At 39.8% G+C, this 22210-nt stretch carries 17 protein-coding genes; 13 read left to right on the top strand and 4 right to left on the bottom strand.

Translation table 11 applies throughout. The features are described 5' to 3' along the window. The first annotated feature begins 106 nt into the window (after positions 1–106). The 8 genes from rplK to ACB088_RS14760 all read left to right on the top strand — a co-directional run bounded on the left by rplK (position 107) and on the right by ACB088_RS14760 (position 12255). Positions 107–535, top strand: coding sequence for a 50S ribosomal protein L11 (gene rplK, locus ACB088_RS14795; RefSeq protein WP_003654500.1), 429 nt, complete (start codon positions 107–109; stop codon positions 533–535). Positions 536–538: 3 nt separating this feature from the next. Beyond that, the gene (gene rplA, locus ACB088_RS14790; protein ID WP_003654501.1) at positions 539–1234 is read left to right on the top strand and encodes a 50S ribosomal protein L1; all 696 of its coding nucleotides are present in this window, start codon (positions 539–541) and stop codon (positions 1232–1234) included. Between the two features lie 315 nt (positions 1235–1549). Further along, positions 1550–2056 carry a 50S ribosomal protein L10 gene (gene rplJ / locus ACB088_RS14785; protein WP_005037259.1) on the top strand — a complete coding sequence of 169 codons (507 nt, stop codon included), beginning with the start codon at positions 1550–1552 and terminating at the stop codon, positions 2054–2056. Between the two features lie 48 nt (positions 2057–2104). After that, positions 2105–2470, top strand: coding sequence for a 50S ribosomal protein L7/L12 (rplL, locus tag ACB088_RS14780; RefSeq protein ID WP_005037257.1), 366 nt, complete (start codon positions 2105–2107; stop codon positions 2468–2470). Between the two features lie 305 nt (positions 2471–2775). Continuing rightward, positions 2776–6864 (top strand): DNA-directed RNA polymerase subunit beta, encoded by a 4089-nt coding sequence (rpoB, locus tag ACB088_RS14775; protein WP_199989963.1) that lies wholly within the window; start codon positions 2776–2778, stop codon positions 6862–6864. 86 nt (positions 6865–6950) lie between these two features. After that, a complete protein-coding gene (gene rpoC / locus ACB088_RS14770) occupies positions 6951–11144 on the top strand; it encodes a DNA-directed RNA polymerase subunit beta' (RefSeq protein ID WP_017391399.1) in 4194 nt (1397 codons plus the stop codon). Positions 11145–11314: 170 nt separating this feature from the next. Continuing rightward, entirely contained in the window at positions 11315–11680 is a 366-nt protein-coding gene (locus ACB088_RS14765) for a hypothetical protein (RefSeq protein WP_004640753.1), read from the top strand. A 218-nt stretch (positions 11681–11898) separates the two neighbouring features. Continuing rightward, positions 11899–12255 (top strand): hypothetical protein, encoded by a 357-nt coding sequence (locus tag ACB088_RS14760; RefSeq protein ID WP_003654509.1) that lies wholly within the window; start codon positions 11899–11901, stop codon positions 12253–12255. A gap of 46 nt (positions 12256–12301) precedes the next feature. Here the strand turns inward: ACB088_RS14760 and ACB088_RS14755 are convergent, their stop codons facing one another. Further along, positions 12302–12787 (bottom strand): DUF4442 domain-containing protein, encoded by a 486-nt coding sequence (locus ACB088_RS14755; RefSeq protein ID WP_005045166.1) that lies wholly within the window; start codon positions 12785–12787, stop codon positions 12302–12304. A 117-nt stretch (positions 12788–12904) separates the two neighbouring features. Here ACB088_RS14755 and ACB088_RS14750 point away from each other — a divergent pair, with 117 nt between their 5' ends. The 5 genes from ACB088_RS14750 to htpG all read left to right on the top strand — a co-directional run bounded on the left by ACB088_RS14750 (position 12905) and on the right by htpG (position 18791). Beyond that, complete coding sequence (locus tag ACB088_RS14750; RefSeq protein ID WP_133747511.1) at positions 12905–13783, top strand: alpha/beta fold hydrolase; 879 nt, start codon at positions 12905–12907, stop codon at positions 13781–13783. Positions 13784–13884: 101 nt separating this feature from the next. Next, positions 13885–15309 (top strand): Na+/H+ antiporter family protein, encoded by a 1425-nt coding sequence (locus ACB088_RS14745; RefSeq protein WP_004640760.1) that lies wholly within the window; start codon positions 13885–13887, stop codon positions 15307–15309. A gap of 328 nt (positions 15310–15637) precedes the next feature. Beyond that, positions 15638–16228 carry an OmpW family protein gene (locus tag ACB088_RS14740; RefSeq protein ID WP_375037318.1) on the top strand — a complete coding sequence of 197 codons (591 nt, stop codon included), beginning with the start codon at positions 15638–15640 and terminating at the stop codon, positions 16226–16228. Positions 16229–16415: 187 nt separating this feature from the next. Then, positions 16416–16769 carry a lysozyme inhibitor LprI family protein gene (locus ACB088_RS14735; RefSeq protein ID WP_375037317.1) on the top strand — a complete coding sequence of 118 codons (354 nt, stop codon included), beginning with the start codon at positions 16416–16418 and terminating at the stop codon, positions 16767–16769. 102 nt (positions 16770–16871) lie between these two features. Then, the gene (gene htpG, locus ACB088_RS14730; RefSeq protein ID WP_375037316.1) at positions 16872–18791 is read left to right on the top strand and encodes a molecular chaperone HtpG; all 1920 of its coding nucleotides are present in this window, start codon (positions 16872–16874) and stop codon (positions 18789–18791) included. An 82-nt stretch (positions 18792–18873) separates the two neighbouring features. Here htpG and ACB088_RS14725 read toward each other — a convergent pair whose 3' ends face one another. The 3 genes from ACB088_RS14725 to ACB088_RS14715 form a co-directional block, all read right to left on the bottom strand. Then, positions 18874–19776: a selenocysteine synthase gene (locus tag ACB088_RS14725; protein WP_375037315.1), complete on the bottom strand. Its 903-nt coding sequence runs from the start codon at positions 19774–19776 to the stop codon at positions 18874–18876. A gap of 124 nt (positions 19777–19900) precedes the next feature. Further along, complete coding sequence (locus ACB088_RS14720; protein WP_375037314.1) at positions 19901–21043, bottom strand: hypothetical protein; 1143 nt, start codon at positions 21041–21043, stop codon at positions 19901–19903. A 359-nt stretch (positions 21044–21402) separates the two neighbouring features. After that, positions 21403–22104: a DsbA family oxidoreductase gene (locus ACB088_RS14715; RefSeq protein ID WP_375037313.1), complete on the bottom strand. Its 702-nt coding sequence runs from the start codon at positions 22102–22104 to the stop codon at positions 21403–21405. Between the last annotated feature and the right edge of the window lie 106 nt (positions 22105–22210).

Here is a 22210-nt window from a genome sequence, read left to right as displayed (position 1 = left end):
TAATTGGTTGAAAAACGCCCGATTTTATCGGGCATTGTTGTTGTAATAAAAGTGTAGCGTAAACATTGGGGAGCCTAGCGGCGTTTGTACCCAGAGGTATTTTAAAATGGCTAAGAAGATTGACGGCTATATCAAGCTGCAAGTTCCAGCTGGTAAAGCAAATCCATCTCCACCAATTGGTCCTGCATTAGGTCAACGTGGTGTAAACATCATGGCATTCTGTAAAGAATTCAATGCTGCTACACAAAAAGTTGAACAAGGTCTTCCAATTCCTGTAGTGATTACTGTGTACAACGATAAGTCGTTCACATTCATCATGAAAACTCCACCAGCTTCTATTCTTCTTAAGAAAGCTGCTGGTATCCAAAAAGGTTCACCTGTACCAAACAAAACTAAAGTTGGTAAGTTGACTCGTGCTCAGTTAGAAGAAATTGCGACTACTAAAGAACCAGATTTAACTGGTGCTGATTTAGACGCACGTGTACGTACCATCGCTGGTTCTGCACGTTCTATGGGCTTGGAAGTGGAGCTATAAGACATGGCAAAGTTAACTAAACGTCAAAAAGCCATTGCTGCTGCTGTTGAAGCAAACAAAGTTTACACTTTGGAAGAAGCTGTTCAAGTTCTTAACAGCTTACCTGCTGCGAAGTTCAAAGAATCTTTAGATGTAGCTGTAAACCTTGGTGTAGACCCGCGTAAATCTGATCAGGTTGTTCGTGGTGCGACTACATTACCTGCTGGTACTGGTAAAACTGTACGTGTAGCGGTATTTGCTCAAGGCGCGCAAGCAGAAGCTGCTAAAGAAGCTGGTGCAGACATCGTAGGTTTTGATGACCTTGCAGAAAGCATCCAAGGTGGAAACCTTAACTTTGATGTTGTAATCGCTGCTCCTGACGCTATGCGTGTTGTTGGTAAGCTCGGTACAATCCTTGGTCCACGTGGTTTAATGCCAAACCCTAAAGTTGGTACTGTAACTCCTGATGTAGCGAATGCTGTTAAAAATGCTAAATCTGGTCAGGCTCGTTACCGTGTAGACAAAGCGGGTATTATCCATGCTGCGATCGGTCAGTTAGGCTTTGATGCTGCTGCTATCCGTCAAAACGTTGAAACCTTAGTTGCTGACTTGAAAAAGTTAAAACCTGCAACTTCTAAAGGTGTATACATCAAAAAGATCACTTTGAGCTCAACTATGGGTCCTGGTCTTACTGTTGATGTAAGCAACGTTTCTAACTAAGTTTTAAACTTAGTCAAGAATTTTAAAGTCCTGATTGAGGGCAGAGTATAAAAAATCATAGATTTTTTATACTCATTCAAAGTAATGCTTTGTTTCCTCACTCATCAGGCGGACTTTGAATTGATAAATGTAAATTTATCAGCGTCAAAGACCACAGGCGAAGAGACTTCTTTTGAATATCTTCTTAATAGCCCAGCCTGCGTAGACGCGGTGGTGTGATTTATTCCTCCTCCGCGTGTAAGTCAAATCTTTGTTGACTTGCGAATTGGGAGTGTACTTTTTTGAGTACATAAATCACCGTTAGGAGGTTTTACAATGGCTCTTCTTATTGAAAGCAAAAAACAGATCGTTGCTGAAGTGGCTCAAACTGCTTCTACAGCGTTCGCTGCCGTTGTTGCTGACTATCAAGGTTTAACTGTTGAGCAATTAACTGCTCTTCGTGTTGAAGCTCGTAAACTAGGTGTTGCTACACGTGTTGTACGTAATACTTTGGCTAAACGTGCTCTTCAAGATACGCAATTTGCAATCTTGAATGACAACCTTGTTGGCCCAACAATCTTAGCATTCTCAACTTCTGAAGACGATATGGGTGCAGCTGCACGCTTGTTTGAAGAATTTGCTAAAACTAACAAAGCATTTGAATTAAAAGCTGCTGCATTTGACGGCAAACTTTATCAAGGTGCTGAAGTTAGCGTTATCGCAAACCTTCCAAACCAAGAAAAAGCGCTTACTATGCTCGCATCTGTTCTTCAAGCTCCTATTTCGAAATTGGGTCGCTTACTTACAGCGCTTCAAGAGAAAAACGAGTCAGAAGCTGCTTAAGCTTAAATCTACTTCCACACCATTCAATACCCATTTGGAGTTAATCTCATGGCTTTAACAAACGAAGAAATCCTAAACGCAGTTGCTGAAAAAACTGTTCTTGAACTTGTTGAACTTATTTCTGCTTTTGAAGAAAAATTCAACGTATCTGCTGCTGCTGTAGCTGTAGCTGCTGCTCCTGCTGCTGCTGCTGCTGAAGAACAATCTGAATTCAACGTTGAGTTGACTTCTTTTGGTGCTAACAAAGTAGCTGTAATTAAAGCAGTTCGTGAAGCAACTGGCCTTGGTCTTAAAGAAGCTAAAGACCTAGTTGAAGGTGCTCCTCAAGTTCTTAAAGAAGGCGTTTCTAAAGAAGAAGGCGAAGAACTTAAGAAGAAACTTGAAGAAGCTGGTGCTACAGTTACACTTAAGTAATTGTAAAAGGAGTCGGTTTTTAAATCGGCTCCATAAAATGGCTGATGGCTCTTGGGTCATCAGCCTTTTTGCGTTACAATAATCGGCTCGATTTTTGTTTGTTCTGTACAATAATTGTCGTGTTTTAGAATAATCATAGTAATTTCAAATGTTTACCAATATTTTTCTTTTTAAAAAATATTGTTAAGCGTTTTAATACCACTAAAAATTGCAGCATTTGTAAACAGTGGTGGCCATATCGGCCTGTGTAATTCCTTCTGAGCCCGTTCTGCAGGCGGGCTTGGTTTACTTTCCGAGGACTCCAGATGGCATACTCATATACCGAAAAGAAACGGATCCGTAAGAATTTTGGTAAATTGCCCCAAGTAATGGAAGCACCGTACTTACTTTCGATCCAGGTCGATTCGTATAGAACGTTCTTGCAAGGTGGCAAATCTCCAAAAAACCGCGAAGATATCGGTCTCCAAGCCGCATTTCGTTCAGTTTTCCCTATAGAAAGTTATTCTGGCAATGCTGCTTTAGAATTTGTTGAGTATAGCCTTGGTAAGCCTGAGTTTGATGTGCGTGAATGTATTTTACGTGGTTCGACTTATGCGGCACCAATGCGCGTAAAAATTCGTTTGATTATTAAAGATCGCGAAACTAAATCTATTAAAGACGTACGTGAACAAGAAGTCTACATGGGTGAAATGCCACTCATGACAGACAATGGTACCTTTGTGATCAATGGTACTGAGCGTGTAATCGTATCTCAATTACACCGTTCACCTGGTGTGTTCTTTGATCACGATAAAGGCAAAACACATTCAAGTGGTAAAGTACTTTATTCTGCACGTATTATTCCTTACCGTGGTTCATGGTTAGATTTCGAATTTGATGCAAAAGATTTAGTTTATGTACGTATTGACCGTCGTCGTAAATTATTAGCAACTGTTGTGTTGCGTGCATTGGGTTATAACAATGAACAAATTTTGAATTTGTTCTATGAAAAAGTGCCTGTATATCTTGATATGGGTAGTTATCAAATTGATCTCGTTCCAGATCGTCTGCGTGGCGAAATGGCGCAATTTGATATTGCAGACAATGATGGCAAAATCATTGTTGAGCAAGGTAAACGTATTAATGCACGTCACGTACGTCAAATGGAAGCTTCTGGTTTAGCTAAGCTATCAGTTCCTGATGAATACCTGTATGAGCGTATCACTGCTGAAGATATTACTTTACGTAATGGTGATGTGATTGCTGCAAATACATTGTTAAGCCATGAAGTTATGGTGAAACTGGCAGAAGGCGGTGTTAAACAGTTCAATATCTTGTTTACGAACGATATTGACCGTGGTTCATTTGTTGCTGACTCATTACGTGCTGACACAACATCTGGTCGTGAAGAAGCATTAGTTGAAATCTATAAAGTAATGCGTCCAGGCGAGCCACCAACAAAAGAAGCTGCTGAAAACTTATTTAATAACTTATTCTTCTCTTCTGAACGTTATGACTTATCTCCAGTAGGTCGTATGAAATTCAACCGTCGTTTGGGTCGCCCATACGAAGTTGGTACTGACCAGAAGTCACGTGAAGTAGAAGGTATTTTATCGCACGAAGATATCATCGATGTATTACGTACATTAGTTGAAATCCGTAACGGTAAAGGTGAAGTCGATGATATCGATCACTTAGGTAACCGTCGTGTACGTTCTGTTGGTGAAATGACTGAAAACCAATTCCGTGTTGGTTTGGTTCGTGTTGAACGTGCTGTTAAAGAACGTTTAAGCCAAGCAGAAACAGATAATTTATCTCCGCAAGATCTCATTAACGCAAAACCAGTTGCAGCTGCAATCAAAGAATTCTTTGGTTCGAGCCAATTGTCTCAGTTTATGGATCAAAACAACCCATTATCTGAGATTACACATAAACGTCGTGTTTCAGCGCTTGGGCCTGGTGGTTTAACGCGTGAACGTGCGGGCTTTGAAGTACGTGACGTACATCAAACTCACTATGGTCGTGTATGTCCAATTGAAACGCCGGAAGGTCCAAACATTGGTTTGATCAACTCGCTTTCTGTTTATGCAAAAGCGAATGATTTTGGTTTCTTGGAAACACCTTACCGTAAAGTGGTAGATGGCCGAGTAACTGATGCTGTTGAATACCTTTCTGCTATTGAAGAAGTAGGTACTGTTATTGCACAGGCCGATTCTGCGATAGATAAAGATGGTAACTTAACAGAAGATTTTGTTTCTGTTCGTCACCAAGGTGACTTTGTACGTATGCCACCTGAAAAAGTGACGCATATGGATGTATCTGCACAGCAGGTTGTATCTGTAGCTGCATCACTTATTCCATTCCTTGAACACGATGACGCGAACCGTGCATTGATGGGTTCAAACATGCAACGTCAGGCGGTTCCTACTCTACGTGCGGATAAACCGCTTGTAGGTACAGGTATGGAAGCGAACGTTGCACGTGACTCAGGCGTATGTGTGATCGCAAACCGTGGTGGTGCGATTGAATATGTAGATGCTTCTCGTATCGTTATTCGTGTAAACGAAGATGAAATGATTGCAGGTGAGGCTGGTGTAGATATTTACAACCTCATTAAATATACACGTTCTAACCAAAACACTTGTATCAACCAAAATATTATCGTGAATTTGGGCGACAAAGTTGCTCGCGGTGACATTCTGGCAGACGGTCCGTCAACAGATATGGGTGAGCTTGCGCTTGGTCAAAACATGCGTGTAGCGTTCATGACGTGGAATGGTTACAACTACGAAGACTCGATCTTATTATCTGAGCGTGTACTTCAAGAAGACCGTTTAACTTCTATTCATATTCAAGAATTATCATGTGTAGCGCGTGATACTAAGTTAGGTGCGGAAGAAATTACTGCTGATATTCCTAACGTAGGTGAAGCTGCACTTTCTAAACTTGATGAGTCAGGTATCGTTTATATCGGTGCGGAAGTTACTGCTGGTGACATCCTTGTTGGTAAAGTAACGCCTAAAGGTGAAACTCAGTTAACTCCTGAAGAAAAATTGCTTCGTGCAATCTTTGGTGAGAAAGCAGCTGACGTTAAAGACTCATCTTTACGTGTTCCATCTGGTACTAAAGGTACAGTTATCGATGTTCAAGTCTTCACTCGTGATGGCTTAGAGAAAGATGACCGTGCGATGGCAATTGAAAAAGCACAGCTTGACGCTTACCGTAAAGACTTGAAAGAAGAATACAAGATCTTTGAAGAAGCAGCTCGTGAGCGTGTAATTCGTTTGCTTAACGGCCAAGAGTCTAACGGTGGTGGTTCGACTAAACGTGGCGACAAGCTCGTTGCAGATATGTTGTCTGGTTTAGAACTTGTTGACTTACTTGAAATCCAACCTACAGACGAAGCAATTGCTGAACGTTTATCTCAAATTCAAGTATTCTTGAAAGAGAAGAGCGCAGAAATTGATGAGAAGTTTGCAGAGAAGAAACGTAAGCTTTCAACTGGTGATGAGTTAACAACTGGCGTTCTGAAAGTTGTTAAGGTTTACCTAGCAGTTAAACGTCGTATTCAGCCTGGTGATAAAATGGCTGGTCGTCACGGTAACAAAGGTGTTGTATCTAACATTTTACCTGTTGAAGACATGCCACACGATGCTAACGGTGTGCCGGTAGATATCGTATTGAACCCATTGGGTGTACCATCTCGTATGAACGTGGGTCAGATTCTTGAGACTCACTTGGGTATGGCAGCTAAAGGGCTTGGTGATAAAATCGAAAAAATGTTGAAAGAACAGCGCACAGTTTTAGAACTTCGCGAATTCTTAGACAAGATTTATAACAAAGTCGGCGGCGAGCAAGAAGATCTTGATAGCTTAACTGATGCTGAAGTCTTAGCACTTTCAGGCAACTTACGTGCTGGTGTGCCTTTAGCTACTCCTGTATTTGATGGTGCTGAAGAAAGCCAAATTAAAGACTTACTTGAATTAGCTGATATTTCGCGTACAGGTCAAACAGTATTGTTTGATGGTCGTACGGGTGAACAGTTTGATCGTCCTGTAACTGTAGGTTACATGTACATGCTCAAATTGAACCACTTGGTTGATGACAAAATGCATGCGCGTTCAACTGGTTCTTACTCACTTGTTACACAACAGCCGCTTGGTGGTAAAGCACAGTTCGGTGGTCAGCGTTTCGGTGAGATGGAGGTCTGGGCACTCGAAGCTTACGGCGCAGCATATACACTTCAAGAGATGTTAACTGTTAAGTCGGATGACGTTGAAGGTCGTACACGCATCTATAAGAATATTGTAGATGGTAACCATTATATGGATCCGGGTATGCCTGAATCGTTCAACGTATTGACCAAAGAGATCCGTTCTTTAGGTATCAACATTGAACTGAAAAATGGTGACTAAGTCGTAAGACTCACGATTTTTTAGGAAAAAACAATATTTGTGACCCAGTCGGGTAAGCGTTGCTTCCCGACACACGGAGAAAAAAATTGAAAGACTTGCTCGATATCATGCGTAAGAAAACGGACTCAGATGGTCATGCACCAATTGAGTTTGACCGTATCCGTATTGGTCTTGCGTCACCAGAAATGATTAAGTCATGGTCTCATGGTGAAGTTAAAAAACCTGAGACAATTAACTACCGTACTTTCAAACCAGAACGTGACGGTTTGTTCTGTGCCAAAATTTTTGGTCCAGTAAAAGATTACGAATGCTTGTGTGGTAAATACAAGCGTATGAAATACAAAGGCGTCATTTGTGAAAAATGTGGCGTTGAAGTAACTACAGCGAAAGTTCGTCGTGAACGTATGGGGCACATTGAACTCGCTTCTCCAGTTGCACATATCTGGTTCTTAAAATCGTTACCATCTCGTATCGGTTTATTACTTGATATGACGCTTCGTGATATCGAACGCGTATTGTATTTCGAATCATACGTTGTAACTGATCCTGGTATGACTCCGTTTGAAAAGTATCAACTTTTAACAGACGAAGAATACTTCAATGCACTTGAAGAGCACGGTGATGAATTCACTGCGAAAATGGGTGCAGAAGCGATTCAGGACTTATTAAAAGATATCGATCTTGAAGCTGAAATCGCACGTTTACGTGAAGAAATTCCTCAAACAACTTCTGAAACGAAGTTGAAAAAAGCGTCTAAACGTTTGAAATTGATGGAAGCATTCAACGATTCAAACAACAAGCCAGAATGGATGGTGATGAATGTACTTCCGGTACTTCCACCTGATTTACGTCCATTAGTTCCACTTGAAGGTGGTCGTTTCGCGACTTCTGACTTGAACGATTTATATCGTCGTGTCATTAACCGTAACAACCGTTTGAAGCGTCTTCTTGATCTTGCAGCACCAGACATCATCGTACGTAACGAAAAACGTATGTTACAAGAGTCTGTAGATGCATTGCTTGATAATGGTCGTCGTGGTCGTGCAATTACCGGTTCTAATAAACGTCCATTAAAATCTTTGGCAGATATGATCAAAGGTAAACAAGGTCGTTTCCGTCAGAACTTACTTGGTAAGCGTGTTGACTATTCTGGTCGTTCGGTAATTACTGTAGGTCCTACTTTACGTCTTCACCAATGTGGTCTTCCGAAGAAAATGGCACTTGAATTATTCAAGCCATTCATTTTCGCGAAACTACAAGCTTCAGGTCAGGCAACAACCATTAAAGCTGCGAAGAAAATGGTTGAGCGTGAGACTCCAGAAGTTTGGGACGTTCTTGCTTCTGTAATTCGTCAACATCCAGTAATGTTGAACCGTGCGCCAACACTTCACCGTTTAGGTCTTCAAGCATTTGAACCTATTCTTATTGAAGGTAAGGCAATCCGTCTTCACCCACTCGTTTGTGCTGCGTTTAACGCCGACTTCGATGGTGACCAAATGGCGGTACACGTTCCATTGACACTTGAAGCACAGTTAGAAGCTCGTGCATTGATGATGTCAACAAACAACATCTTGTCACCAGCAAATGGTGAGCCGATCATCGTTCCTTCTCAGGACGTTGTCTTGGGTCTTTACTACATCACACGTGATGCAGTAAATGCTAAAGGCGAAGGCATGGTGTTTGCTGATACTCACGAAGTAAACCGTGCACTTGCAACTGGTCAGGTTGCGATTCATGCTCGTGTTAAAGTACGTGTGCATCAAACTGTTATCAATGAAGATGGCGAACGTGAACACGGCACTATTATTGTTGAGACAACACCAGGTCGTTGTTTGCTTTGGGAAGTTGTTCCACAAGGCTTAAGCTTTGACATGATCAACCTTGAGATGACTAAAAAGAATATCTCAAAGTTAATCAACTCTTGTTACCGTAAACTTGGTTTGAAAGATACAGTTATCTTTGCTGACCAATTAATGTACTTGGGCTTCCGTCAAGCAACTCGTTCAGGTGTATCTGTAGGTATGGAAGACATGTTAATTCCACCTACTAAGCACACAATTATTGATAAAGCAGAAACAGAAGTTCGTGAAATCGAACAACAGTTCGAACAAGGTTTCGTAACTGCTGGTGAGCGTTATAACAAAGTTGTCGATATCTGGGCGCGTACAAACGACCAAGTTGCTAAAGCAATGATGGATAACTTGTCTTATACCGTTGTGAAAAACAAACAAGGTGAAGACGAGAAGCAAAAATCATTCAACAGCATCTATATGATGTCTGACTCTGGTGCCCGTGGTAGTGCGGCACAGATTCGTCAGCTTGCTGGTATGCGTGGCTTGATGGCAAAACCGGACGGTTCGATTATCGAAACGCCGATTAAAGCGAACTTCCGTGAAGGTTTGACAGTACTTCAGTACTTCATTTCAACACACGGTGCGCGTAAAGGTTTGGCCGATACAGCATTAAAAACTGCGAACTCTGGTTACTTGACACGTCGTCTTGTAGACGTAGCACAAGATTTGGTAATTACTGAGCCTGACTGTGGTACAGCGGGTGGTCTAGTGATGACTCCATTCATTCAAGGTGGCGATGTTATCGAGCCATTACGTGACCGTGTATTAGGTCGTGTAACTGCTGAAGATGTACGTCGTGCGTCTGATGATGAAGTTGTATTACCTCGCGGTACGTTAATTGACGAAAAAATCGCAGCTCATCTTGAAGAAGCGGGTGTGGATGAAGTCAAAGTACGTTCAGTAATTGCTTGTGAATCTGCTTTTGGTGTATGTGCTAGATGTTATGGCCGTGACCTTGCACGTGGTCACTTGGTTAACCCAGGTGAATCAGTAGGTGTAATGGCAGCACAGTCTATTGGTGAACCAGGTACACAGTTAACGATGCGTACGTTCCACGTTGGTGGTGCTGCGAGCCGAACTTCTGCTGCAAACAGTGTTCAAGTACGTAACAAAGGTACTGTACGTTTCCATAACGTGAAAACTGTACAACATGCAAAAGGTCACTTGGTTTCAGTTTCTCGTTCAGGTGAAATTGGTATTGCCGATGATTTAGGTCGTGAACGCGAGCGCTATAAACTTCCTTACGGTGCAAGCATCTTGTTGAAAGATGGTGAATCTGTAGAAGCTGGCGGTATTGTGGCGACTTGGGATCCGCATACGCATCCACTTGTTACAGAAGTTGCTGGTAAAGCACGTTTCAGCCAAATCGCTGATGGTGTAACTGCAACATCAAAAACTGATGATGCAACTGGTATGACTACCGTTGAAATCTTACCTGTAACAGCTCGTCCTGCTTCTGGTAAAGATTTACGTCCTGCAATCGTGTTGGATACAACAGATGGCGGCGAACAGTTCTACTTCTTGCCACAAAACACAATCGTAACTGTTCGCGATGGCGAAACGATTGGTGTGGGTGACGTTATTGGTCGTGTACCACAAGAAACATCACGTACTCGTGATATTACCGGTGGTCTTCCGCGTGTAGCTGACTTGTTCGAAGCACGTAAGCCGAAAGAGCATGCAATTCTTGCTGAAGTTTCAGGTGTTGTAAGCTTTGGTAAAGAGACTAAGGGTAAAAACCGTCTGGTAATTAGCCCTGATGATGGTTCTGAGATCTACGAAGAGTTGATTCCAAAATGGCGTCAAATCAACGTGTTCGAAGGCGAGCATGTGAACCGTGGTGAAACTGTTTCTGATGGTCCACAAAACCCGCATGACATCTTACGTTTGAAAGGTGAAGTTGCATTAACTAACTACATCGTGAACGAAGTTCAAGACGTATACCGTCTCCAAGGTGTAAAAATCAACGACAAACATATTGAAGTTATCGTACGTCAAATGTTGCGTAAAGTTGATATCACCGATGGTGGCGATACAAGCTTCATCAAAGGCGAGCAAGTGGATTACATCCGCGTTGTTCAAGAGAACCAAGCTGTCTTGGCTCAGAACAAGTTCCCTGCGAAGTTCGAACGTCTATTGATGGGTATCACTAAAGCATCGCTTTCTACTGACTCGTTCATCTCTGCTGCATCGTTCCAGGAAACAACTCGTGTGTTAACTGAAGCGGCTGTAACAGGTAAAGAAGATGATTTACGTGGCTTGAAAGAAAACGTTGTAGTAGGTCGCTTGATTCCAGCTGGTACTGGTCTTGCATACCACCTAGAACGTCGTCGTCAAGAAGCAGAAGCTGCTGAACATGAGCTTCACAATGACTTCAGCGAAGTAGACCAAGCATTCAGCCAAGCATTAAACTCAGAACAATTCTAAGTTTAGACTGGCACTAAAAAAGGCACCTAAGGGTGCCTTTTTTATTTATAACAATTAAAAGTGGTAATTACAAAAACATATTGAAGAGCCATTATTTCATTACTTAAGCGGGATAAACCCTCCACAAAAACCTATTAGGCTACATGCTTATGAAGACTGGAGTAAATCTAATGAAAAAAATGATGATGATTGTTAGTGTTGGCTTGATGTCAACAACTTTGCTTGTTGGTTGTCAAAATGCAAGCCCAGAAAGTAAACGTATTGGTTCAGCTGCGATTGGCGGTGGTGCAGGCGGGGCTGTAGGAAAACATGTGGGCGGTAATATTGGTGCAGGTTTAGGAGCGGCACTTGGTGCAGGTGTTGCAGCTAATGCAAAAGGGTCCAACAGTAAAACAGTACGTAATAGTGCAATTGGTGCCGGTGTGGGTGCCGTGTTAGGTGGCGCAATCATTGGTGGTGATACTGGTGCTGCTGCAGGCGGAGCACTAGGTGGTAGTGCTGGCGCAGCTTATGAAGAGAAGAAAGGGAAGTACTAAAAGTCCCCTTAATAATGTTTAAACCTTAGAAGTCTTTATCCTTATTAGAGACTTCTTTTTTATGCCTTTTTTATAATTAAAATTTCAAAGAATAGGTGTAAAAGGAAGAGCTTTACAAAATATCAATCGATTAGGACAGACGAATAACACAATGTGATCAAATTCCTCATAAAAGAGGATTATGCTTTTTATTAGAACAGATAATAGTGAGTATGGTCATGAAAAAAACAATTGGATTAGTTTCTGCTGTGATGCTGTCTACGCTTATGTTTACAGGTTGTCAAAATATGAGCCCATCTGACCAACGTATTGGTGCAGCAGCAGCAGGTGGTGCACTAGGTGGTGGCTTAGGTAACCATGTAGGCGGTGGTGTGGGTGCAGGCTTAGGTGCAGCCGTAGGTGCTGGAGTTGGTTCAAATACCCAAGGCGGTAGTAAGCAAACCACGACTAAGAGCGCGATCGGAGCGGGTATCGGTTCTGTGGTAGGTAAAGCAATATTGGGTGGTGACTCTGGTGCTGCAATTGGCGGTGCGATTGGTGGTGGTGCTGGTGCAGCGATTGAAGAGAAAAAATAAAAATTTAGCACATTAATAAAAATAAGCGCTTATTCAGCGCTTATTTTTATTGTTGAAAGGGTTTTGCTTTTTTACGTCTGATATAAAGCGTTTTTTGAACTTCAGCAATTCTTACTCCAGTTTCATCAAAAATGTTTAAATGATAGGTTCTTAAAACAGGTTCGAAGTTGTCTGCAAGTTCACGAATTTGCTCAATTTCAGCCAAGTCTACTCGAATATCTGCATGGACAGTGCTTCGACCAGGGGAAAGAAAATTAATTTCAGCAGCTTTATCCCAAACAATATATTTTGATCCGAGATGATGCAGCAGAATCATCATATAAAATGGATCAACCATTGAATAAATACTGCCCCCGAAATGCGTTCCAACCAAATTTTGGTTTTTCCAAGTCAGAGGCATTTTTACTCGTACATGACAAAGTTCTAAATTCATGATTTCAATATAAATCCCTGCTCCCCGATAAGGAGGGTAGTGATTAAATAGAAATTTTGAAATCGTAGGATTGTTCTGAAGTCTTCTTAAAATAGCCATAATAGTCAATTTTTTTTATTGAAACAGTATTCATACTAGATAAGTATCATCTTTTTTATATTGATGGCAATGCTCTATCCGACTAACGACATGATCGATTGAAAAACAAGATAGGAAATGATTATGCAGCCAAAAGTTCATACAGTAACAACAAGTGACCAACAAACGCTTTGTGCCAAGACATGGGGCGACGAAAAAAATACACCGTTGGTTTTAGTACATGGTTATCCTGACAATCAAGAAGTATGGGAATCAATCATTGAACATTTAATCAATGACTTCTACATTGTCACCTATGATGTACGTGGGGCGGGTTTGTCTTCTATACCAAAACGTATACGTGATTACCGTTTAGAGCGTTTATCTCTAGACTTACAAGAAGTTGTTGATGAGTTATTGCCAAATCGTCAATTTCATATGGCTGCGCACGATTGGGGCTCTATCCAGTCTTGGGAATCGGCAACAGAGCCTAAGTTTAAAGGGCGTTTATTGTCATATACAACAATTTCTGGACCATGCCTTGACCATGCCGCTTTATTTTTGCGTGATAAATTTAAATCTTCACCAGGTCAAATCTTAAAAATATTAACCAAATCTTGGTATATCGGTGCATTTCATCTTCCGTTACTAGCACCAACAGTGTGGTCTCTTTTTAGCCCTGAAAAATGGGGGAAAGTTCTGACTCAATTAGAGAGGAAAAGTAATTTACCTTTAAATAATAATATTAGTGCTGATGGTAAATATGGCATTAATTTATATCGTGCCAATTTTATTCCTCGTTTAACTGGCCCACGTCAACGTTATGCACAGTGCCCAGTCAAAGCGGTTATTTTAAAATATGATACTTTTGTGAGCCCTGAATATATCACTGAGGCTATGCCAAAATGGGTAGAAAAATTTGAATATGTAGAGCTTGAGGCAAATCACTGGGCAATTCTGAGTGAGCCTGCGAAAATTGCAGATCATATTCGTCAGTTTATTAAGGCTCAAGCTTAATGATTGAGTGACTGCATAAAACAGTTAATTCGGCGATATTTTCGGCTTCATAGATCTGAATCTGATAGAATATCGCCTTTTGTTTTGCTCTGAATTTATTCATGAATGCTGTCGTTATTGCGATTGCAGTGATGTTTTTATTATCACTGGCGCGCGTTTCTGTCGTACTGACTTTAGTGGTTTCTGCCATTGTAGGCGGCCTCGTAGCAGGTTTAAGCCTTTCTCAAACCGTTGATGCCTTTAACGCTGGTCTTGGTGATGGTGCTGAAGTCGCACTTGCCTATGCAGTGCTAGGAGCATTCGCTCTAGCACTTTCAAAATCTGGTTTACCTGATTTACTTGCTCATAAACTTATTGGTTTGTTGGGAATGGAAGCGGGAAAAAGCCGTCAAACTAAAGTGAAATATCTACTATTAGGTATTTTACTTATTTCAGCTATTTTCTCTCAGAACCTTATCCCGGTTCATATTGCCTTTATTCCTGTACTCGTTCCGCCATTATTACGGGTAATGAACCATTTAAAGTTAGACCGTAGAGCCGCAGCCTGTGTGCTTACTCTAGGTTTAGTCGGAACTTATATTTTTCTTCCGGTTGGGTTTGGTGCAATTTTCCTTGAACAAATTTTGATGGGAAATATCAACAAGGTAGGTGCAGCGTACGGCTTGCATGTAGAGCGTGGCATGATGTCAATTGGCATGGCTATTCCTGTTTTAGGAATGGTTTTAGGTACTTTGGTTGCTGTATTTATTAGCTACCGTAAACCAAGGATTTATGCCGATCGCGCTATTACGCCAACCACAACGATTGATTTAGATAAGCCTCTTCGTGCAACTACTCAAGTCGAAACAGCTGACTTAAAAGCAGATGCTGAAGAGTTAAAGCATGAGGCAGAGCAAGCACCAGTGATTGCCAAGAAAACCATTTTTATGGCATTGCTTGCAATTGGTCTGACACTCGCTGCACAGCTCTATTCCGGTTCAATGATTTTGGGCGGTTTAGTCGGTTTTGCTGTTCTATCTACTGCTGGAATTTTTAAGTGGCAAGATGCAGATGATGTCTTTGTACAAGGCATGCGGATGATGGCCCTGGTGGGTTTCATTATGATTTCCGCTGCAGGCTTCGCATCAGTGATGACCCATACGGGAGATATTAATCAGCTAGTGAACGGTGTAGTCGATATTATCGGAGATAACCGAGCACTTGCGGCTTTCTTAATGCTTTGTATTGGTTTATTTGTCACAATTGGTATTGGTTCATCTTTCTCAAGTGTACCTGTACTTGCTGTCATTTATGTACCTTTATGCGTACAGTTTGGATTTTCACCATTAGCGACTATTGCCCTTATTGGGACAGCAGCAGCATTAGGGGATGCGGGTTCACCAGCTTCTGATTCAACCTTAGGGCCAACAGCTGGTTTAGGTGTAGATGGGCAACATGATCATATTTGGGATACGGTTGTACCTACATTTATTCATTTTAATATTCCGCTATTAATTTTTGGCTGGATTGCTGCAATGGTTTTATAAATTTTTATAAAATATTGAATGATTAACCTTCTTAATGATGATCTTTAGATTTAAATTAAGAAGGTTTTTTATTGAATAAATAAAAGATGTATTTAAAATAAATTATATTAAAATACTCAGAATTAAAAAGTATATTAAAATAGTTGGTAATATAAAATAATCTTGATTAATAAGGTTGGTTTTAAAACCAATTAAAATAGTTGGTTAATATATAATTTTATTTAAAACAGTTATTTAAAAATAAAAAATAAAATAGTTTTATAATGAGTATTGCATGATTTTAAAATACGTGTTTATTATAAATATAAATAAGTTTGGAGATATTAAAGTGTTCAAAAAAGTTTTGGTTGTTGCATTAATGGGGATGTCTTCTTTTACTTTCGCTGGTAACTGGCAAGTGAAATTTGGTGGTAGTGTTATCGCTCCTTCGGAAGACACAACAACTCCTTTGGGTGTGGTAAAAGCAGATCATGAATATGCATTTACGCCATCAGTAGAATACTTTTTTGGCCAATCTCCATTTTCCGCAGAGTTATTATTAGCAACACCTATTAATCATGATGTTTTGTTAGATGGAAACAAGGTAGCGCGTATTAAACAGTTACCGCCAACGATTACTGCCAAATACCATTTTAAAAACTCGACACGTTTCACACCATATATTGGTGTTGGTGCTACAGCATTTATTCCTTGGGATGAAGAAGGGGTAGCGGTAAAAGTTAAAGAAGATTTTGGTGTAGCAGGACAAGTTGGTTTTAATTTTCAGCCTGCTGATGCTAAAAACTGGGGAGTATTTGTAGATGTTCGTTATATGGATATTAGTCCTGAAGTAACAATTGATCCTTCAGTTGCTAATTATAAGTTTGATTTAGATATTAATCCGTTTGTTTACACTTTAGGTTATAGCTATAAATTTTAAGCATAATAATAAATAGAACAATATAATAATAAACCTAGACTCAGGCACCTCACATATATTTTATGTGAGGTTTTTTTATGAGTTTTACTTGCACTAAAAAAAGCATAAAACAGACAGTTTTCTACACATCTTATGCATATTTTTTTCTAAACTAATTTTTATTCATTACAGACATGGGAATAAAATCATGAATAACAAATTAGCGATGTGTTTGGCTCTTTTTAGTGGTATTGCTTTTACACAGAGTTTGCAAGCAGCAAGTTTCTCGTGTGATGCTGCAAAAACGAAAACGGAAAAAAGTATTTGTAAAAACCGTTCCTTAAATGATGCAGATGTAAAAATGGCAACAACCTATCAAATTGTTCTGCATGCTTTACCAATGGGCGGACGTGATAATCAAAAAGATGCTCAATACCAATGGCTGAAAAAAAGAAATGCTTGTGCGGCTGGTGTAAGTTGTATTGCTAAAGCTTATCAACAACGTCAAAAGCAGTTAGACACAATATTGCAAGATAGAGTGCTAAGCCATGGTCCATTTTAATTAGAGTAAAAATTTTTAATATTCAGGATTGAAAAATTCTAGAAGTCCTCCATTCATAAAGCATTCGAGAACAAACAGACTTCAAAATTTAAGGAGTGATTTATGAGTGAACAAGCATCACAAAATTATAGTTTCCAAGCGGAAGTTGCACAGCTTTTACATTTAGTGACGCATTCTCTCTATTCTAACCCTGAGATTTTCTTACGCGAGCTTATCTCTAATGCTTCAGATGCATGTGATAAGTTGCGCTTTGAAGGAATTAACCATCCTGAATATTATGAAAATGATCCAGATTTACATGTAAGAGTCATTTTAAATAAAGAAGATAAAACTTTAACAATTTCTGATAATGGTATTGGTCTAAACCAACAAGAAGCGATTGATAACTTGGGTACGATTGCAAAATCGGGTACTAAAGATTTCATGTCAAAATTGACTGGTGATCAAAAAGCAGATGCTCAGTTGATTGGTCAATTTGGTGTGGGCTTTTACTCAGGTTTTATTGTTGCTGATAAAATTACAGTGGAATCACGCCGTGCAGGTCTAGATGCATCTGAAGGGGTGCGTTGGATTAGTGGTGGTACAGGCGAGTTTGAAGTTCAGCAAATTGATAAGGCTTCACGTGGTACTGACATCATTCTTCACTTGCGTGATGACGCGCTTGATTATTTAGAATCTTATAAAGTTAAGCAGATCGTTAATAAATACTCTGACCACATTAGCTTGCCAATTGAAATGCAAAAAGAAGTTTGGCAAGAGGAAGAGGCAGCTGAAGGCGAAGAGTCTAAAGGCGGTCAAATGGTCAAAACTGGCGAGTGGGAAGCGATCAACTCGGCAAGTGCTTTATGGACACGTAACAAGAGTGAAGTGACTGAAGAGCAATACGTAGAGTTTTATAAGAACTTAACGCATGACTTTGAAGCGCCTTTGGCTTGGGCGCATAACCGTGTTGAAGGTAGCACCGAATATACCCAATTACTTTATATTCCAAGTAAAGCACCACATGACATTTTTACTCGTGAAGCAAAAGCGGGCATTAAGCTCTATGTAAAACGAGTGTTCATTATGGATGATGCAGATAATTTAATTCCAAATTATCTACGTTTTGTTCAAGGTGTGGTGGATAGTGCCGACTTACCGCTTAATGTAAGCCGTGAGTTGCTACAAGAAAGTCGTGATGTAAAAACGATTCGTGAAGGTAATGCACGCCGTGTATTAACTGTGCTTGATGGTTTAGCTAAATCGGAAGATGAACAAGACCAAGAAAAATTCAAGACCTTCTATAGTGAGTTTGGCTCAGTTATTAAAGAAGGCTTGGGCGAAGACTTTGGTAACCGCGAACGTATTTTAAAATTATTGCGTTATGCGACTTCAACAAATGATGAAGTGACGACTTCTTTCGCTGACTATAAGGCACGTATGAAAGAGGGCCAAAAAGCCATCTATTATGTAACTGCTGACAGTTTAGCGGCAGCGAAAAACTCGCCACAGCTTGAGTTGTTCAAGAAAAAAGGCATAGAAGTCTTATTAATGGCAGAGCGTGTTGACGAATGGGCAATGAACTTTGTTCAAGAGTTTGAAGGTACGCCATTAAAGAATGTCTCTAAAGGCGCGGTTGATTTAGGTGACTTGCAAGATGCTGAAGAGAAAAAAGCACTTGAGCAAGCAGCTGAACAATTCAAACCTGTTGTTGATAAGCTAAGTGATTCATTGAAAGCGAAAACCAAAGAAGTACGCGTAACTACGCGTCTGGTCGACTCTCCTGCGTGTTTAGTAACAAGCGAAGGTGAGTTATCACCTCAACTTATTCGCATGTTAAAACAAGCTGGACAAGAAGTTCCTGAAATCAAACCAATTTTAGAAATTAACCCTGAGCATCCATTAGTGAAAAAACTTGAAGGTTCAGAACATTTTGATGATTTGGCAAATGTGATTTTCGATCAGGCCGTTATTGCTGAAGGCGGTTTGCCAGAAGACCCAGCAGCTTATGTAAAACGTATTAATAGCTTATTGCTGAAATAATTCACTATAAAAAAAGCCTCTGAACCTTCAGGGGCTTTTTTGTGGATAAAGAAAGAGTTATCCACAATTTGGTAATTTTTGACTAAAAATTAGCTTCTAGATTCATTTGAACGCTAAGTTGATGTCTCGGATCATCATCAATATGGTTAAAAAAATTAAGGTCATTTTGCATAAAAAGCCAATTTCGCCACACAGGCTGGCGCCATGAAATATAAGGTCCCCAACTGTTCAAACGAATGTCATTTTTGGTATATATGCCACCACTATAGACACCGTAAGTAAGATGATTATCCTTTAAAAATTGATATTGCTGGAAAGTCCAATTTCCCCAGTTGTAATCTTCATTTTCACTCTTATTTACATTAAATTTATTAGAAAATAATGTGTTATCTTGCATTTTCTGCGTTAGGTTGAGAGTGGTTTCAGTATAGTGCCGGCTGGTCGAACCGTAACGAAAGACCTGTTCAGTATCCAAACTAATGTTATGTCTTAAGTTCCACTTTTTCTTTGCCAAAAATTGTACATAGACATCATTTTCTGAGTTTGAACCTAGATCAAGATTATTTTCAAAAGGCATCCAGGTTGAAATGGTGGCCCAGCTTGCACTGAGTGGATTAGTTGGTGCAGCTTGATTTGATGAAGCCTTCTTCTTTTTCTTACCCAAGGCTTTATAAGGGTGTTCAGGCTGGGTTGCACGCTTCCATAATGTATCATTTCCAAATACAGCCATAAGTTCTTGAATTAAAGCTACATCGGGTAAACCATTATTTGTCTCTATTTCACAAGGGGAGAGTGAAAATGGCAGAGATAGTCTTTTTGCTTTGCTGAGTTGGTTCGACGAGTAGGAATGTCGTCTTGAACGTTGGTGCTTTATAGAACTGTAAAAAAAATGAGTATGCGGAAGTAAAGCCAATACGCCCAGACTATAAATACAAACTAAGACAGTTGATCTGTAGTGAAATGAAAAAGAAGAGAATTGATTCATCGTTCAGAATAAAAAAGAATCAAAAATTAGAATAATATTTTAAGAGGCTAAGCTTAAATTTTTATTTAAAAGTGTTTTATTATTCATCACCTTGAATGAAGTTTCCAAGGTGATGTTTGCAGGCTTAAAAAAGTGCTTCTAGACGTAAGAATGTGCTGACGAAATGGTTGCGATCTTCACGGTGGTCATTAAAGTAATTTACATCTCCCTGAACAAAGAACCATTCACGTAAAACGGGTTGACGCCATGAAACAAAAGGCCCCCAACTATTTAAACGTAAGTCATTGTCGTTGTAATAACCACTGGTATAAATACCATAGTTAAAACGATTATTTGCAAAGAAACTATGTTGGCGGAAAGTCCGGTTTTCCCATTCTAAATCATCGTCTTGGTCATCGGCATAGGTTAAGCTGAACTGATTCGATAAAATCGGGTGGTTTGGTCTGGCATGTGTAAGTTCAAGGTTGGTACGTAAGTAGTTTTCACTATCTATGCCATAACGATAAATTTGCTCAGCATAAAATTTAAAATCATTACGTAATTGCCAATCTCTTGATGCTTTTAAACGAACGTAAATATCATCTCCAGAACGAATACCTAAGTCAGCATCTGTTTCAAAAGGCAATTTTTTCGAGAAATCTGACCAACGTAATGCGATTGAACTGTTGTCATCTCGAGTTTGCTTACCATCTAGCTTCTTATTTGAATCTTGATTCGGGTTCTGGTTAATATTGGCTGGGCTATTATCAAATTCGTTATCTAAAGAGTCATCACCAAACACGATGCTTAGACGTTTTTCTAGAGTAGGTAGCTTAATCCTACCTCGTATTCTGGGCTTAATTTCAAAGTTATCGTATTCATTCCAATAGTTATCGACCATTACGCGAACAGTTGCTGTCGCAGGTTTCTGTGGATCGACTTCACCAAACCAGTTGTCAATTTTTTCAGAAGTACGATCAGCCCAATTGCGAATATTCTTTTGTTTACGATCAACCCATGTCTGATCTTCTGTTTGTTCGGTAGGTGGAACAATAGGTTGATTAGACTGCTCTGGAAAAATGGTGGGGGTTGCATCTACCCAGCGCGGAATCTGATCTAGAAGATTTTCATCTGTTGTGACTTCAGTTTGGACTCCAGATGACGAACCTCCTACCTGCTGGTTTGAGGAAGAAGAGGTGGTCTCTGCATGAGTAATGCATACTGAACCGAATCCAAGCGTTAAAAGTGCAAAAAGCTGCCGGTACGGCATTACATGAAATGTTTTCATATCTATCTTTATGTTTTGTTGTTGTTTCCACTTTTGTTTATTTTTCTAATAAAATCAAGAGGACGACACAAAAGTTAAGTAAATTTAACTTTTCTTACATATTTGAAAGAAATTAAAAAGTTTAAGCTAGTAGCGATTATTTTTACATAAAAAAATCCCCCAGTTAAGGGGGATGATAGATCAAGGAAACTTCAAATTCCGATCATTAAACACATAAAAAACAGAACATTACAGCGCGAATATTCTAAGCGGCAATGATAAACTGATTTTAAACAATTAGATAGTTCTTTTTTTAGAACGCTCTATTGCTAAAATGGTGATAAAACATACGATTTAATCACACTTTTAATTGTGCTGATTTATTTCTGTGGAATATCACATGATTCATCATTACAAATAGCCGCATCATCCTGTTCAACTTCTTCAGCATTTGCTTTGAGCTGTGCTTGCTCTAAGACGTTTAAAAAGACTTCACGTGGTTGAGCACCTGCGAGCGCAATTCTTTGGTCAAATACAAAAAATGGTACGCCAGTAACATTTAACTGTTCTTTCGCAATTTTTTCATCATGACGAACAAAGTCAGATAGTTCATTTGTATCTAATACAAATTCAACTTCGGCATTATCAAGGCCAATACGAGAAGCGATTTCTTCAACAACCTCACGTTCACCAATTGCTAAACCTTCGGTCATATAAGCATGGAAAAAAGCTTCTTTTGCTTGGTTGCCTAAGCCTTTGCTTTGCGCAAGGTGAATAATACGGTGTGCATTGAAACTATTGCCAGAGTTAGCCTTTTGCCATTGGAAATCAATACCTTCAGAGGTAGCCATGGCCGCAATATTACGCTCCATTTCTTCCATCTCTTCATAGGTACGGCCGTATTTTTTAGCCAAACGTTCTGTATTTGATGTGTCATGTTTTGCTGGCGCATCAGGATCTAATTCAAAACTATGCCAGTGAATTTCAAGCTCAATACCTGCTTCAGCTGCTACATGTTCAAGGCGTTTTTTGCCGATATAACAGAAAGGACAAACTACATCAGACCAGACATCAACACGCATGGGAGAATCTCATAAATTTTAATTACCCATCATAATAGGGATGATGCACAAGGATTTAAAGCTTTGAATAGCGAATAGAGTGTTGCGTATTGTGAAATAAATGGCA

The organism is Acinetobacter sp. RW6 (genome assembly GCF_041956835.1).
Lineage (GTDB): Bacteria > Pseudomonadota > Gammaproteobacteria > Pseudomonadales > Moraxellaceae > Acinetobacter > Acinetobacter calcoaceticus.
Note: the sequence above shows the minus strand (reverse complement) of the source record. Positions and strands in the feature narration are given on the sequence as shown.

Coding starts and splice junctions, on each gene's coding strand:
- rplK (WP_003654500.1), top strand. CDS start 107: ATGGCTAAGAAGATTGACGGCTATATCAAGCTGCAAGTTCCAGCTGGT.
- rplA (WP_003654501.1), top strand. CDS start 539: ATGGCAAAGTTAACTAAACGTCAAAAAGCCATTGCTGCTGCTGTTGAA.
- rplJ (WP_005037259.1), top strand. CDS start 1,550: ATGGCTCTTCTTATTGAAAGCAAAAAACAGATCGTTGCTGAAGTGGCT.
- rplL (WP_005037257.1), top strand. CDS start 2,105: ATGGCTTTAACAAACGAAGAAATCCTAAACGCAGTTGCTGAAAAAACT.
- rpoB (WP_199989963.1), top strand. CDS start 2,776: ATGGCATACTCATATACCGAAAAGAAACGGATCCGTAAGAATTTTGGT.
- ACB088_RS14765 (WP_004640753.1), top strand. CDS start 11,315: ATGAAAAAAATGATGATGATTGTTAGTGTTGGCTTGATGTCAACAACT.
- ACB088_RS14760 (WP_003654509.1), top strand. CDS start 11,899: ATGAAAAAAACAATTGGATTAGTTTCTGCTGTGATGCTGTCTACGCTT.
- ACB088_RS14755 (WP_005045166.1), bottom strand. CDS start 12,787: ATGGCTATTTTAAGAAGACTTCAGAACAATCCTACGATTTCAAAATTT.
- ACB088_RS14750 (WP_133747511.1), top strand. CDS start 12,905: ATGATTATGCAGCCAAAAGTTCATACAGTAACAACAAGTGACCAACAA.
- ACB088_RS14745 (WP_004640760.1), top strand. CDS start 13,885: ATGAATGCTGTCGTTATTGCGATTGCAGTGATGTTTTTATTATCACTG.
- ACB088_RS14735 (WP_375037317.1), top strand. CDS start 16,416: ATGAATAACAAATTAGCGATGTGTTTGGCTCTTTTTAGTGGTATTGCT.
- htpG (WP_375037316.1), top strand. CDS start 16,872: ATGAGTGAACAAGCATCACAAAATTATAGTTTCCAAGCGGAAGTTGCA.
- ACB088_RS14725 (WP_375037315.1), bottom strand. CDS start 19,776: ATGAATCAATTCTCTTCTTTTTCATTTCACTACAGATCAACTGTCTTA.
- ACB088_RS14720 (WP_375037314.1), bottom strand. CDS start 21,043: ATGAAAACATTTCATGTAATGCCGTACCGGCAGCTTTTTGCACTTTTA.
- ACB088_RS14715 (WP_375037313.1), bottom strand. CDS start 22,104: ATGCGTGTTGATGTCTGGTCTGATGTAGTTTGTCCTTTCTGTTATATC.